The sequence below is a fragment of the Neobacillus mesonae genome (assembly GCF_001636315.1).
Lineage (GTDB): Bacteria > Bacillota > Bacilli > Bacillales > Cytobacillaceae > Neobacillus > Neobacillus mesonae.
The window spans coordinates 1,863,371-1,878,097 of record NZ_KV440949.1; the positions used below are offsets into that span (position 1 = coordinate 1,863,371).

12 protein-coding genes are annotated in these 14,727 nt (G+C 43.7%); 5 read left to right on the forward strand and 7 right to left on the reverse strand.

Annotated features, from left to right (window positions below; all coding sequences use genetic code 11):
* Positions 1–46 precede the first annotated feature (46 nt).
* The 5 genes from A6749_RS09080 (at position 47) to A6749_RS09100 (ending at position 5,933) form a co-directional block, all read left to right on the forward strand.
* Positions 47–349, forward strand: a complete 303-nt coding sequence (locus tag A6749_RS09080) for an MTH1187 family thiamine-binding protein (protein WP_066388390.1) — start codon at positions 47–49, stop codon at positions 347–349.
* A gap of 832 nt (positions 350–1,181) precedes the next feature.
* Positions 1,182–2,159: an LCP family protein gene (locus tag A6749_RS09085; protein ID WP_066400891.1), complete on the forward strand. Its 978-nt coding sequence runs from the start codon at positions 1,182–1,184 to the stop codon at positions 2,157–2,159.
* Between the two features lie 362 nt (positions 2,160–2,521).
* Positions 2,522–4,186, forward strand: coding sequence for an amidohydrolase (locus tag A6749_RS09090; RefSeq protein WP_066388400.1), 1,665 nt, complete (start codon positions 2,522–2,524; stop codon positions 4,184–4,186).
* 29 nt (positions 4,187–4,215) lie between these two features.
* Positions 4,216–4,449: a DUF3311 domain-containing protein gene (locus A6749_RS09095; protein ID WP_066388404.1), complete on the forward strand. Its 234-nt coding sequence runs from the start codon at positions 4,216–4,218 to the stop codon at positions 4,447–4,449.
* Positions 4,446–5,933, forward strand: a complete 1,488-nt coding sequence (locus tag A6749_RS09100; RefSeq protein WP_066388407.1) for a sodium:solute symporter family protein — start codon at positions 4,446–4,448, stop codon at positions 5,931–5,933. The genes A6749_RS09095 and A6749_RS09100 overlap by 4 nt, the downstream gene beginning before the upstream one ends.
* A 252-nt stretch (positions 5,934–6,185) precedes the next feature.
* On the opposite strand, the gene A6749_RS28850 is transcribed toward A6749_RS09100, so the two are convergent.
* From A6749_RS28850 to A6749_RS09135, 7 genes are all read right to left on the reverse strand, one after another.
* On the reverse strand, positions 6,186–6,299 hold the full coding sequence (locus A6749_RS28850; protein ID WP_236719641.1) for a putative holin-like toxin: 114 nt from the start codon (positions 6,297–6,299) through the stop codon (positions 6,186–6,188).
* 174 nt (positions 6,300–6,473) lie between these two features.
* Entirely contained in the window at positions 6,474–7,250 is a 777-nt protein-coding gene (locus A6749_RS09105) for a 3-hydroxybutyrate dehydrogenase (protein ID WP_066388410.1), read from the reverse strand.
* 153 nt (positions 7,251–7,403) lie between these two features.
* Positions 7,404–8,723 carry a GntP family permease gene (locus A6749_RS09110; protein WP_066388413.1) on the reverse strand — a complete coding sequence of 440 codons (1,320 nt, stop codon included), beginning with the start codon at positions 8,721–8,723 and terminating at the stop codon, positions 7,404–7,406.
* A gap of 615 nt (positions 8,724–9,338) precedes the next feature.
* Complete coding sequence (locus A6749_RS09120; RefSeq protein ID WP_066400892.1) at positions 9,339–10,700, reverse strand: sigma-54 interaction domain-containing protein; 1,362 nt, start codon at positions 10,698–10,700, stop codon at positions 9,339–9,341.
* 122 nt (positions 10,701–10,822) lie between these two features.
* Positions 10,823–13,066: an Ig-like domain-containing protein gene (locus A6749_RS09125; RefSeq protein ID WP_066388427.1), complete on the reverse strand. Its 2,244-nt coding sequence runs from the start codon at positions 13,064–13,066 to the stop codon at positions 10,823–10,825.
* A 378-nt stretch (positions 13,067–13,444) separates the two neighbouring features.
* Positions 13,445–13,933: a hypothetical protein gene (locus A6749_RS09130; RefSeq protein WP_066388430.1), complete on the reverse strand. Its 489-nt coding sequence runs from the start codon at positions 13,931–13,933 to the stop codon at positions 13,445–13,447.
* A complete protein-coding gene (locus tag A6749_RS09135) occupies positions 13,915–14,727 on the reverse strand; it encodes a DUF3100 domain-containing protein (RefSeq protein ID WP_066388440.1) in 813 nt (270 codons plus the stop codon). Before A6749_RS09135 ends, A6749_RS09130 begins: the two co-directional genes overlap by 19 nt.

A 14,727-nucleotide genomic window follows, 5' to 3' on the forward strand; every position in this document is an offset into this window, starting at 1 on the left:
TTGTGCTAATATTAAAAGGAACCATCCAATTTTAGGAGGAAGTATAATGGCTATTGTTGATATTACTGTAATCCCTGTGGGAACAGCTACACCTAGTGTCAGCGGGTATGTGGCGGAAATACATAAGTTTTTGAAGGGGTATGAAGGGAAAATCAAGTATGAATTAACGCCGATGAGTACGTTAATCGAGGGCGATTTAAAGGAATTGCTTGAGATTGTCCAGCAGCTGCATGAGCTGCCGTTTCAAAAAGGCGCACAAAGAGTATGTACCAATATCCGGATTGACGACCGGCGGGATAAGGAAAATACGATGGAACGGAAATTGAAAGCGGTAGAAAGTAAGTTGTAAGGTGGAAGCACAGGGACGGTCTTTTATCAAACAATAGACCGTCCAAAATATTGGCTATTAAAGACATAACGAGCTACCCTCCTTTTAAAATTGTCCTCAATACCCTTTATTGAAGACAAAACAAACTGCTTTCCTTATAAATTTGTCCCCAATACCTTCTATTGAAGACAAAACGAGATCACTCCCTTTTATATTTGTCTCCAATACCCTCTATTGAAGACAAATTGAGATCACTCCCTTTTAATTTTGTCCTCAATACTCTCTATTGAAGACAAAATGAGATCCCTCCTTTTAAATTTGTCTCCAATACCCTTTATTGAAGACAAATTGAAATCACTCCCTTTTAATTTTGTCTCCAATACCCTTTATTGAAGACAAATTGAGATCACTCCCTTTTAATTTTGTCTCCAATACCCTTTATTGAAGACAAATTGAGATCACTCCCTTTTATATTTGTCTCCAATACCCTCTATTGAAGACTAAATGAGCTCACTCCCTTTTAAATTTGTCCCCAATACGCTCTATCGAAGACATGACGAACTGCTTTCCTTATAAATTTGTCCCCAGTACCCTCTATTGAAGACAAATCGTGCGGCCTTCCTTTTAAAATTGTCCTTAAGCCCTCCGATTAAAGACAAAACCTACTTTGAATCCAATAAAATCGTCTCTACCAAAGCCAAGCTCCATGAGGAAGGAGACCGTTCCCATGCATCATCAAATGTAATAAAGTTTTTATCAATATGTAACCTGTTGTTCATAGAAGTGAAAACAAATTATGGAATAATGATTGTCTTAAGAGTATAGCAAAATGGGTGGTGCAAATTTGGCACAGATGAATAGGAAGGTCCGGGTAAGATGGGGCAGAGTACTTGGCGCCCTTTTTTTCTTAGGAATCTTTGTGATTGGTCTTTTAACAGTTTATCAATACATAGAAAAAACAGTAAATACACTTAATCAGCCATTTAAAAAAGTAGAAGAAAAACATTTCGTTCAAGGAAAGGAAAGTCCTCCTTTTGAAAAAACGCAAAATAAAACAGACGAAGTAAATGTCCTTATTTTAGGAAGTGACTCACGCGGCGAAAAACAGGCGCGAACGGATACGATTATGGTTGGACATTACGATCTTAAAGCACATAAGGTCAAACTGATTTCATTTATGCGGGATATGTATGTCTCTATCCCACAGCACGGACAGCAAAAATTGAATGCTGCTTATTCATATGGCGGTCCGGAATTACTAAGACAGACGCTGAAAGAAAACTTCGGCCTGGATATCCAATATTATGCGATCGTCGACTTTAAGGGATTTGAAAAAGCAGTTGATGTTCTCGTTCCAAATGGAATTGAAGTGGACGTGCCCCATAAGATGTCTAAAGGGATTGGAATGACATTAGACAAAGGGAAGCAAACACTGCATGGTAAGGAGCTGCTCGGTTATGTCCGTTTTCGCCAGGACCGGTTAAGCGACTTCGGACGGGTCCAGAGACAGCAAGAAGTGATTTCGAAATTAAAGGAAGAAGCAATTAGCCTTAATAGTGTGACCAAACTTCCTAAACTATTAGAAATTTCAAAGGCATATGTGGATACAAATATTGAAACCTCCACTCTTTTAACGATTGGAAAAGACATGTTAACAAACAATGCCGGGAAGATTGAAACATTAAGAATTCCTGAAAATGGAAGTTTCGAAAATAAACGCTACCAAGATGTCGGCGAGGTGCTGGAAGTAGATTTAGAGCAAAACAAAAAAGCAGTTGAAACATTTTTAGGAGAAACTGATGTTGCCCAAAAAGAAGAAAAAAATGAATAAGGATTCCATACCTAAAATATAGGCATCTAAGTGCAGCAAGAAATCGATCTGTTCTACCCTACTCGGTAAAACACATTGATTTCTTGTTTTTTTTTGGATATATCACAACAACTTTTTTAGGAAGATTTTCCTGTTTTTGATACAAACGACCCCAAATTTATTGTTAAATTTTTTAAGACATGTTTAAATAAAATTGTGAATTTTATAATAATTCAGAAGGAGGTGTGCCTATTATAAAGGTCCGGATGTCATGATGTTAGAATCTTAAGAATTACAAAGTGATTCTAGCTTCATACAAGTACACTTTTCACCTGGTCTCTCATGCTTTCTTTTAGTACAAAACGAAATTGGGGGAATTTATTTTGGTACATGCTGATTTGTTGTTAACGAACGCTAATGTTTTAACACTTGACGAGAATGGGCACCGCGCAGGGTCCGTTGCCGTAAAGGATGGCCGGATAGTCGGAATTTGGGAGGAAGCCAATCCACCAAAAGATGCTGTCAGCTGTTCTGCTTCAACACAAATGATTGATTTAAAAGGTGCAACACTTATACCAGGCTTTATTGATACACATAACCACTTACCGATGTACGCCCTTACAAAAGACCAAGTAAATTGCAGCTCTCCACTTAACCGCACCATCTCAGATATTCAACAAAGTCTTCTTCAAAAAATAGAACAGACTCCAAAGGGAGAATGGGTATTAGGGTATGGATATGACGATACCCTAATACAAGAAAAACGCCATCCAACCCGTGAGGATTTGGATGCAATCGCGCCCGATCATCCAGTCTGCATAAAGCACATTAGCGCCCATCTCGCTGTCGCCAATTCAAAAGCACTGCAAATGGCTAGAGTTTCCGATGATCAGCCGGACCCTGCCATCGGTTATTTTGGACGCGATCAATCAGGCAGGATAAACGGAGTTCTTTATGAGTTCGATGCAATGGAAAGTGTTTACTCGAAAATCCCTGAAAAATCTATCGATGAACAAATTGCTTTGTTAAAGGAAGGCATAGAGGATTATCTTGCCCAAGGCATTACAACAAATACGGATGCCGGGGTTGGGCTTGGAGGCGGAATCAAGGATTATGATTTTCATCTTCAAGCGATTGAAAGAGATGCCAATCCATTGCGCATGCAATTGATGGTTATGCATGATCTGCTGCGGCCAACTGGCCCGTTTGCAAATTATACGGCAGATGAACTGAATGAGGAAATACAAAGGCGCACGAATGGCATGGCAAGGCTGGACAGTGCAAAATTGTTTCAAGACGGTTCCATCCAAGGACTAACTGGTGCTTTAAGGAAACCGTATGAATGTGATGCCGAGTTATATGGTGATCTTTGTCATGACCAGCAGAAATTCAATGAAGAAGTATACGATTTACATCGAAGAGGGTTCCGAATTGCGATCCACGGAAATGGTGACCGGGCGATTGGCTCTATTTTAGACGCTTTAGAGTATGCCTTAAGTAAGGAACCTCGGAATGATCATCGTCACCGGATTGAGCATGTGCAGACCGCTACATTAGAAGATTTAGACCGTATGGCAAGGCTTGGTGTCGCAGGTTCTTTTTTTATCAACCATGTTTACTTCTGGGGTGATCGTCATGAAAAGGTGTTTTTAGGACCTGAGCGAGCAAAACGGATTAGTCCGTTAGCGGATGCTATTCAGCGCAACCTGTTATTCACCTTGCATTCGGATTGTCCTGTCACCCCTATTTCGCCATTATTTTCTGTGTGGGCTGCCGTTAATCGCTTGACAAGTGAAGGAAAAGTATTAGGAGCGGACCAGAGAATTGATGTGGAAACTGCCCTGCGTTCCATGACCATATACGGCGCACAATTGAATTTTGATGAAGCCCACACAGGCAGCATTGAAATCGGGAAAAAGGCCGATTTTGCTATTCTTGAGGCAGACCCAACAAAAGTGAGTCCAATTGAAATTAAAGATATTTCTGTATTGATGACCATTATCGGCGGAAAGGTCGTCTATGAAAAAGGTATTTTAGTTTCACAATAATCTATAAATCAATTGGAGGTGGGGGTATAGTGTTATCACGTCAGTTTGCAAGCGTTTTGGTAGGACTTGTCATTCCTTTCGCAGCCGTTTTGGGTGTTATTCCCTTCATTAGTAAAATGGGTTCCACGGTTTTAGGTTTTCCCATTCTTTATTTCTGGGTATTCCTTTGGTTCCCATTAACAACCGTTTGCTTATGTATTTCGTGGCACTTTTTCGATCGCCACGCTTATGAAGACGGTTTTGATGAAGGAGGGGATCAATGATGACATCGGTTGTGTTTATTGCTATTCTTCTTCTCACTCTTCTTATCGCCGTGTTTTCACGGAGCGGAAAAGATGTAATGAATGTGGAGGAATACTTGGTAGGCGGCAGATCATTTAGCGGCATGATTCTTTTCTTTCTGGCCGTTGGGGAAGTTTACAGTATTGGAACGATGATTGGATTTCCAGGGGGTATTTATGCCATGGGGCCAAGTTATGGGATTTGGTTCCTGGCTTATATATTACTTGCCTATCCTGTAGGTTATTACATTGCTCCACTAATTTGGCGGGCCGGTAAAAAATACGGGGCCATGACACTGCCAGATATCTTTAAGGGACATTATTCTCATCGAGGACTGGAACTGATTATTACCCTTGCCTTTTTGATTTTTCTTATACCGTGGGCACAGCTGCAATTTCAAGGATTGATTGTTGCTCTAAGTGCATTGGGCTTTAACCTTTCCCCTACGGTTGCCGTGTTAATCTCAGGAGCCATAGCTTATATTTATATTTCTGTTTCGGGGGTAAAAGCTCCGGCTCTAATTTCGATTGTAAAAGATATTCTCATGTTCGGTGCCATTGTGGTTGTCGGTATTGTCGTTATTGTGAAGGTTGGCAGCGTTTCCGATTTGTTTACGCTTGTAAAAGCGAAAGGTGCCTCTGTTACCATCGATCAGCCGAAAGATATTGTGTACACTGTCACCACTTCATTTGTGCAGGCGATTGCTTTTAACTTTGCCCTTATTGTTGCTGCTGTCATGACGGCTAAATCGGAGGCAACAGTTAAGAAAACGCAACGGTTCATGCCGTTATATATGCTGATGTATCCTTTTCTAGTGGTAACCGCTTATTATGCTTTAGTAGCGATTCCAAATCTGGAACAGCCAAATAATTCATTTATTGCGGCTTCTTTAGCCCTTTTACCACCTTGGCTCGTTGGTTTGGTTGCAGCGGGTGCAGCCTTATCAGGGATTTTAGTGTTATCTGTCATAAGTTTAAACCTTGGTGGAGTCGTTTCAAGAAATTTGGTTCGTAATATTCCGGAACGGTCACAGCGAAAATGGGTACAAATCTTCGTCTTGGTCTATCTTCTCATTTCGATGTTCATCACCATCTATGTTCCGCAGTTAATGCTTAACATTATTGAGATGGCCTATTACGGTTTCGCTCAATTTGTTCCGGGACTTTTATCCGTATTTTTCTTCCGGAAAGTAACACCGAGAGGAATTATTTCCGGTGTGGTTGCTGGGACCGCAACAGCTGTCTTGATGCACTTTAATCATATAAATGCCTTCGGCATAAATATCGGTTTAATTTCACTTATCGTCAACTTTATCGTTACGTATGCAGTTAGTATAGTATTTAAAGGCAGCTTTCAATTGGTTACCCCAATTGCAGGCAGAAGGAGCAAAAATGAAAAGATAATTTCAGTCAATGTCTCTAATAATGTCGCCTTAATCCAGCCTGACGAATCAAAACAGTCTTAAAAAAAGAGCACTATGCACGGGGGCGGTTCTTCCGCTTCATTGATGAAGCAGGAGAATCGTCCCCGTGTCTCACTATTTGACGCCTATGTATATTTACTTATATAATAAGTTTATAATAAAAAAGACCGAGCATGGTGAGTGCTCAGTCAGGCAGCAGCTACATGCCGCATGAAGAGCAGCTGACCTATTGAATATGAATCGATGATCTAAAAAGAAGTAACATGCCTATTCCTTTGGTCGGGAGAGGGGCGGTTACTTCTTTTTTCTGTTGGTGACGAGTGCGATGATTGCCACAATTGATGCTAAGGCTGTGGCAAGGAAAATGCCAAATTGCAAAAGCGTGTTTATTGCTTCGTATGTCACCATTAGAACACCCCCTTCCTTGCAGGGAGTGCCAACCGCCCATCTACTTTATGTAGCTGCTAGATTAAGATTATCATAATATTTATTAATCTACCAGGATTTTACGAACGAATGTTCCACTATAACAAAAAGACGGTTCTTCCGCTTCATTTATAAAGCAGTAGAACCGTCCCTATTTTATTGGGCGGTGTAGCCGCCGTCGATGACGCAGGCTTGGCCGGTGATGGCTGATGCTTGGTCGCTGGCTAGGAACATGACATAGTTTGCGATTTCTTCTACTTTTAGTAACCGTTTTTGCGGAACGAGCGGGTAGATGACCTCTTCCAATACACGCTCTAATGGGACATCTCTAGTTTTGGCAAGATCGGCCAGCTGGTTGCGGACAAGTGGTGTGTCAACGTAACCCGGGCATACCGCATTAACCGTAATCCCGTGCTCTGCCCCTTCAAGGGCTGCTACCTTGGTTAGCCCAATCACCCCATGCTTGGCACTATTATAAGCCGCTTTTCCAGCAAATCCGATCAGTCCGTTAATCGACGCCATATTAATAATCCGGCCGAACTTTTGCTTTTTCATAATGGGAAAAACCTGTTGGATCGCCAGAAACGGTGCTGTCAGCATAACTGACACCAGCAGTTCAAATTTTTCCTTTGGGAATTCCTCAATCGGGGCAACGTGCTGCAGGCCGGCATTATTGATCAGGACATCCAGCCGTCCATATTCCGCAACAGTGTAATCCAGTGCCTTTTTCAGTTCTTTTTCGTATGTGACATTACACTTTATTCCAACCGCCGTTAACCCCTCTGCTTTTAAGGAGGAGATTGCTTCCCCCAGCCCGCTTCGGTCCAAGTCGCTAAGCACAACCCTCGCACCATTTTGGGCAAAGGATTTTCCAATCTCAAAACCAATCCCGCGCGCTGCACCCGTAATAAAAACCACTTTATCCTCTACCATGTAAAAAAACATCCTCCCTGCTGGGTGAAATCTCCATGAGGTGGTGTCAGGCACCATGTGAAATATTCACATGGTGCCTGACACCGTTTCTTAAAAAGCTCCTAATTAGTATTCCCACTGGGTTGACTGGACAAACCGCCCCCTCACAAAACCTTAAATACCTAACCCAAGTGAGAATAGAACGATCGCTAATACGACACCTATCGCCGGAACAATAACCGTTAAAGCACCGACTGCGCCGTAGGCATCCTGATGAGATTCGCCGCAGATCGAGCGGATTGTTGTCACGACGTAGCCATTATGCGGCAGCGAATCAAGCGCGCCCGAGGAAATTGCCACTGTCCGGTGCAGCGCCTCCGCATTGACACCCATATCCATATAATGCGGAGCCAAAAGCGGTAAGGCAATCGCCTGCCCGCCGGAAGCCGAACCGGTCATCCCGGCAATTACGCTGACCGCAATCGCGCCGCCAATGAGCGGACTTCCCGGAATGCTGGTCATCGCCTCAACCGCTTGCTGGAATGCCGGAACAGCCTTCGCAACACCGCCGAAGCCAACCACTGCAGCTGTATTACCAATCGCCACCAGCGCGCCCATCGTTCCATCGGAAACCGCGTTCCAAAATGACTTAAAGTAAGTACGATTCAGTAAATAAGTCGCGATTACCCCGCCTAACAACGCAATAATAAGTGCCGATTGTTTGAGAGTATCGTGAAAAACAAAGGAAATAATGAGGACGACCAGCAACGGAACCAAGCCCGTCAGCGGATTCGGCAATTTTTTATCCTCCACCGCAGGATCATTGTCACGTGTGATAAAAGTTTCTCCCTTGGCGACAGCCTTTTTAATCATGCGTTTCAGCCACCAGAAGCCAAAAACAGCCATAAACACAGCAACGATGAGGCTGACCTCCCAGCCGGCATATGGCGAAGTTCCGAGAAATTCAATTGGAATCCAGTTTTGAATTTCCGGCGACCCGGCAGAGGTCATCGTAAATGTGACTGACCCAAGCGACAGCGCAGCAGGGATAAAGCGGCGCGGCAGATTTGCTTGCTTAAACAAGCTTAACGCCATAGGATAAACCGAAAATGCCACAACAAACAAACTAACACCGCCATAGGTTAAAATGGCGCAGGCCGCCACGACCGCTAGCACGGCATGCTTCATGCCCAATTTTTCAACAACCCATTTGGACACACTGTCAGCCGCCCCGCTGTCCTCCATAACCTTTCCAAATATCGACCCCAGCAAGAACATTAAATACCAGGAGGTCACAAATCCCGAGAAACCGCCCATGTAGTTCGCTACTAAATTGGCTTCCCCCTCGCCAACCTGCTGTGGAAACAGCGGCAGACCGCTCAGGATTGCAACGAACAGCGCACACAAGGGCCCTGCGACTAGCAAATTCATCCCCTTCATCGTTAAATAGATTAAGAGAATTAAGCCCCCAATCAGGCCGATCATACTTAGCATTGCTTTTCCCCCTTTTGCTAAATGATTCTTTCCATTCTTCTCGTGTAAAAATCTCTTTTTAAACTTGGGATTATTCTTTTTAAAAAATCTCCTCCTTTTTTGTTGTCTTGTCTTTATATATGCAAGCACTATGCCAAGATGAAAAATTACTATTTACCATCAAGGTTTGGGTTTCCTTGTCCAGAAATTTGGAATCGTAGAATGGCAGGTTGCTTGTAACCACTTACATAATTAGTTTTTCTGTTGATTCCGGAATTCTGGAATGGATTCCGGAATTTTGGAATTTGTTTTTGGTTGAATACCGCGGGTTTTGAATGGAATTCCGCGGTTTTTTTGATTTATTCCGTGGCTTTCTCGTTTTATTCCGCCGATTTGCTCGTTTATTCCGCGGGTTTTCAAAATAATTCCGCCGATGATACTTTTGGCGCGTTAAAAATTGCTATCTTTTTAGGTTCTGATTATGATTTTCGCGGTTTTACGATTTATTTCGCGGACATGGCTTTTTATTTCGCCGATTTTGGCTGGGATTTCGCCGACTTTCTCGTTTATTTCGCGGAATTCCACCATAATTTCGCGGATTCAATTTCCCCGCAATAATTCCTCTCAAATTCTCTATTAAAAATTACCCTCCAGCCGATATTTCTTTATTTTTTCATACATACTCGACTTGCTGATGCCGAGCGCTTTAGCGGCTTCAAGTTTATCGTGGTGAAACTGTTCCAGTGTGCGTTCGAGGATTCGCTTTTCGGTCTCCTCCAGAATTTCCTTTAACGACAGCTGCCCAATCAACACTTTCGGGTCGCCCATCAAAGATTCCGGCAATGAGGATAGGGTGATTCTTTCGCCGTCCGTTAGATGCACCGCGGCTTCCACCACATTTTCGAGCTCCCGCAAATTCCCGGGCCAATGATAACGGTCAAACACACGGCGGACTTCCTCATCAATCGTCGTGACCCGCTTTCCGGCCCGCCGGGAAATTTTTTCAAGAAAATAGTCTGTCAAATATGGGATATCCTCCGGGCGCTCCCGCAACGGTGGAATTTTGAACGGCACTACATGGATGCGGTAAAACAAGTCCTCACGGAACCGCTTCTCCTCGATCATTTTTTCCAATGGGCGGTTGGTGGCGGCGATGACTCGGACATCGACAGGGATTGGCTTCAATGATCCGACCGACTCGACTTCTTTTTCCTGCAGGACCCGGAGCAGCTTCACTTGCATGTTTAGAGGCATGTCCCCAATTTCATCGAGAAAAATGGTTCCGCCGTGGGCCAGCACGAACTTCCCTTTCTTGCCGCCCTTTTTCGCTCCCGTAAAGGCGCCTTCCTCATACCCAAATAGTTCAGATTCCAGCAAATGCTCTGGAATCGCGCCGCAATTGACCTTGATGAAGGGCTGATGACTTCTTGGGCTCAAGATGTGAATGCTGTGGGCAAACAATTCCTTTCCGGTCCCGCTCTCACCGCGGATCAATACGGAAATATCCCCTGACGCCACGCTTTTCACTTTTTGCTTAAGTTCGTGCATCGCTGTAGATACCGACTTAATGTCCTGTAACGTATATTTCGCACCGCTGCTTTCATTCCAGTCCTGCAGGTACGTCTGCAGCTTGGGCAGCAGGCTTTTAATATGCGAGTTCATTCTGTTCCACTCTTTCGTATCACGAAAAATAACCGTTCCTAAGGCACCGAACAGCCGCCCGTTAGAAAAAAGCGGAATCCGGTTAGCAATCATGTAATTTCCTTTGATATACTGCAGGTCAGCAATCTCCTCCTTGCCCGTTCGCGCCACGATGTGCATCCTTGAGTTCTCTATGACTTCTGTCACATGCCGGCCAAGCGCATCCCCCTTCTCAATTTCAAGAAACTGGCAATAATTTTGATTAATATACACAATCTGCCCATCCGTATCCACCACCACAATCCACTCATACGCACAATCAATAATCGTCTCCAAAATCTCATTCGTCAGCAGCAAATCCAATCAGCCACACCCCCATCTCTTTCTATCATATGAAGCATCGGAATCTAGTAGAAGCAAATGGGGACGGTTCTTCCGCTTCCTAGAAAGTGAAGCGGGAGAACCGTCCCCAGGTCTCATTAATAAACCCTCACCAGCGTAGGTTTGCTTTTGTTTTTGGCTGCATCGGTGGCTGTGATGGTTAGTTTGGTTTTTCGCTTTTGTGGTTTGATTTTGACGGTGAATTTTCCACTCTTGTTTGTTTTTACAGTGCCGATAGTTTTAGTTCCAACCTTTACCGTAATGATGGAATTTTTCTCAGCTGTTCCGGTTACAGTTTTGCTAGTTCGATAGACTTTCTTCACCTTTGGCGGAGCTGGAGCAATTTTATCCAGAACCATTAACAAGCGCGGACTGCTTATATTGCCGGAAACATCTTTAGCAGTAACTGAAATTTTCGTGCCCGCTTTTTTTAGTGGAATTGGAATCGAGAAATTGCCGGAGCCGTCCGCCGCCACAGTATATTTTGATGTCCCTATTATCGCGGTTACTGTCGATTTCGCTTCTGCCTTGCCTGTTATTATTTTTGATAGATTAGAAACCGCATTAACTTTTGGAATGGCAGGGGCAATTTTATCCAGAACCTTAACCACAGCCGCTTTACTTACATTGCCAGCTTTGTCCTTCGCTGTTACCGTAATATTTATTCCCTCTTTCGGCTGTGGAATGGCCGCCGTAAACCATCCGTCTGCTCCAGTTGTGGTGACAAAAATTGCTTTTCCTATCGTAATCGTTACCGTTGATCTTGGCTCGGCCTTCCCAAGGACTTCCTTGGAAAGATTAGAAACCGAGTTGACGACCGGCCTTTCAGGTGCTGTCCGGTCGACTACATAACGGATAACGGGTTTTGTTGCCTTGCCGGAACTGTTACTAGCAATCACGCTGAGCTCTGTACCGGCTTTTTGTACTGGAATGTCTACTTTAAAAATTCCATGTGAATCAGCTTCTGTAGTATAGGCAGCTTGGCCGATCGTAACAGTTACAAAAGCTCCACTATCTGTCGACCCTGTCACTTCGGTAGATCGATCGCTTACTTCATTAACGGTTAGCAGCGACGGAGGTAAACCTTTCCCAATAGCGACAATTGCTGCTGGACTTCGATTACCTGCTTTGTCCGTTGCTGTCACTGATAGTTCATGACCTGTAAAAAATAGGAGTTGGTTCGCTTCCAACGGGATAATGAAGGAACCGTCATCCTCAGCAACGGTTGACCCAAGTAGTTTAGTGCCCAGTGTCACCTCTACAGTTGAATTTTTTTCTGCCTTTCCTGTGATCCGTTCGGAGATATCTGTCACTGCATCAACCGTTGGTACGTCGGGTGCTGTTCCATCTGTGACAATAATTACTGACGCAGGGCTTGTCTTGTCGGAAAGGTTTATCGCCGTTACCATTATGACGGTTCCTTCCGCCTGTCTTGGAATACTTATGGAAAAATAACCATTTTGATCTGAAGTGTCTTTGTATTCTAATTCTCCAATTTTAACGGTAACATCGGTCGAGGGTTCGGTTCTTCCCGTAACCATGGTATCAACTTCGGACACACCGTTGACGACAGGCGGGGGTGGAGCCGTACTGTTCTTGTCAAGCACTTTAAACGAATCACTGTATGGGACCGAATAGAATTCCGCCCTATTGTGATTCCGATCTTCTACCTCTACGCTTAATAATGTCCATGTACCAATTGGCGTTGCCGCAGGACTACCGATTCGGATAACCCTTTCGTACTTACCGGTTTCGGGATTAAAATCTGCACTTCCACCTATTCCATACTTCCCATTTCGGTAGAAGACGGACACAGTCAAAACCCCTGATTGTTCGTCGGACGCCTCAACCGATAGAGTGATAGACTCCCCTTCTGTAACTTTTTGCTTATCAACCTTAACGGAATGAACAACGGGCGGGGTAACATCAAAATCTGGATTGACAACGGTCAAATCAGCATCTTCCGGGTTTGGCAGATAGTCTCTTTTGAGGTAGTCTGAATTAAACTTTTTATCCCAGATATTGATCTGGTCCAGTTTCCACACGCCAGGCCGATCCTTGCTTCCAATCGTGAATTTCGCCTCATATTTACCTGTTTCTTGATTGAATATGGCGAACGGATTCTTTAGAGCAACTCCGTCAGGCCCCCGATAAAAAACCTGTATCTGTAAGTCGCCTGGGTCCAGTTCGTCCACATCTATAGTTACTGTGACATCATCACCGGGACCGGCCTCCCATTTGTCAATGGTTACAGCCTTAATAACAGGTCCAACTACAGCAGCTCGTACCTGCAACGCGCTAAGACTTGAAAAAACAAACACAAAGACAGTTATAACTGCCACGAACCGCCTCAATATAACCACCACTTCCCTCTCATAATCTATATCTCTTATAGCCTATTGTACCAGCAACTCTTACAAATATATACATTTTAAATGTACATGGGGACGGTACTCGTACCTTATTGGTATTCCTTTTTTGCTGAATGATTTTGTGAGTCATGGGACGGTTCTTGTGCCTCACATTTTTTATAGAAGTTTTGAATAGGTCAACACTTTTCTAAGGTTATAGAAAATTTCACATTAACCTTTATAGGCATAAAAAAGAGGCAGCAAGGTCTATTAAAACCTTATTGCCCCTTAAATATTACAATTTCCCTAACCTGTAATGCGATTGAGTCTGCCCCCTCATCGTTGAATCAAGAGAACCGTCCCTATGCATTAGTGTCCTGAAACCATTAGTCCGATTTGGGACAGGGTGGCGCTACCGACGTAGATGCCGATGAAGACGAAAACGGCGACGATGGCCACTTTCCAGGAGGTTTTTCGCAGGTCGGCCAGTCGGTCAACCACTGAGATTCCGGCAAATGTAAGGATCGGTGTCGTAATTGATAAGAAATCCACCGAACCAATAGCTTTTACGAATGTGTCGGACATTAAACAGCAGACCAACGAAGTAATCGATACCCAGCCCAATACAGGGAAATTTTTAATAAAACCGATGGGCTGTTTCTTGGCCAATTCAGAAATCATAATTCCAATTACCGAGAACAGCCAAAGCGTAAGCAGACCCCAAATGGTCATTGATGAAATCGGTGTTGCGTCTGGATTTTTCAACAGCTTAATCTCTTGGGTAAATAAAATCAAGGCTATACTTAAAAGGACTACCAAACCATATTTTACAAACTTATTTAAACCGCTTGTTTCCATGACTTGTCACCTTTTCCTCTCGTCAATAATTTATACATAAATTGCTGCAACGGTACTGCACAGAACACCATTACGAAGGTTCCAATGAAGCTGGACAGCAGCTGACTGGCAGAAGCATAGGCAATAATCGTTTTTTGTTTTTCAGGAATGGTCGCTGCTAACGACGAAGAAGCAGCCGTCATCATACTTCCGGAACCCATGCCGGATGCCATCGCTAACGCCTCGACCCGATACCCCAAATGCAATAACATCGGGGCCACAATACTGAAGAATACTGCGCCGAAAATAGTTCCGATAATGTACAGCGATAAAACACCGCGTCCTTCATCCGAATCCAGCGTATATTTTTCCGAAATATAAGCTAATTCCCCTTCACGTCCTAATCCTAGTGTCGCACCAATCGCTTCCCGTCTTAAACCTAGGAAAAGTGCAACCGGCAGACCTAGCAGCACGGTGCCCAAATGACCGAATTCTTGGATTAAGAAAATCCAGCCAATGTTTAAAATTTCCTGCAATTTAGGCGCCACATCTGCACCATAGCGTGCCATTAACGGCAGCATGATAAAGATTAAATACTTGCTGGCAAAGGAAACATTTTTTTCACTGTAAATCTTTTTAAAAATGCCCTTTCGAAAAATGCCAAATCCGAGCACCATCGAAATCAAAATCGCAAACACAAGCGGCAATAAGTTAATCGAAATCGGACCGAGTGGAATGCTTTGAAAGCCGATCATTTCAGCCGCGGTAATGACGAGGAGTGAAAAAATAAGCAATAAAATAAAGTTCAATTTCAT

What these genes read in the sequence shown, in the direction of transcription:
- A6749_RS09080 (WP_066388390.1), top strand. Translation starts at nt 47, where the DNA reads ATGGCTATTGTTGATATTACTGTAATCCCTGTGGGAACAGCTACACCT.
- A6749_RS09085 (WP_066400891.1), top strand. Translation starts at nt 1,182, where the DNA reads ATGAATAGGAAGGTCCGGGTAAGATGGGGCAGAGTACTTGGCGCCCTT.
- A6749_RS09100 (WP_066388407.1), top strand. Translation starts at nt 4,446, where the DNA reads ATGATGACATCGGTTGTGTTTATTGCTATTCTTCTTCTCACTCTTCTT.
- A6749_RS28850 (WP_236719641.1), bottom strand. Translation starts at nt 6,299, where the DNA reads ATGGTGACATACGAAGCAATAAACACGCTTTTGCAATTTGGCATTTTC.
- A6749_RS09105 (WP_066388410.1), bottom strand. Translation starts at nt 7,250, where the DNA reads ATGGTAGAGGATAAAGTGGTTTTTATTACGGGTGCAGCGCGCGGGATT.
- A6749_RS09110 (WP_066388413.1), bottom strand. Translation starts at nt 8,723, where the DNA reads ATGCTAAGTATGATCGGCCTGATTGGGGGCTTAATTCTCTTAATCTAT.
- A6749_RS09130 (WP_066388430.1), bottom strand. Translation starts at nt 13,933, where the DNA reads ATGGAAACAAGCGGTTTAAATAAGTTTGTAAAATATGGTTTGGTAGTC.
- A6749_RS09135 (WP_066388440.1), bottom strand. Translation starts at nt 14,727, where the DNA reads ATGAAATTGAACTTTATTTTATTGCTTATTTTTTCACTCCTCGTCATT.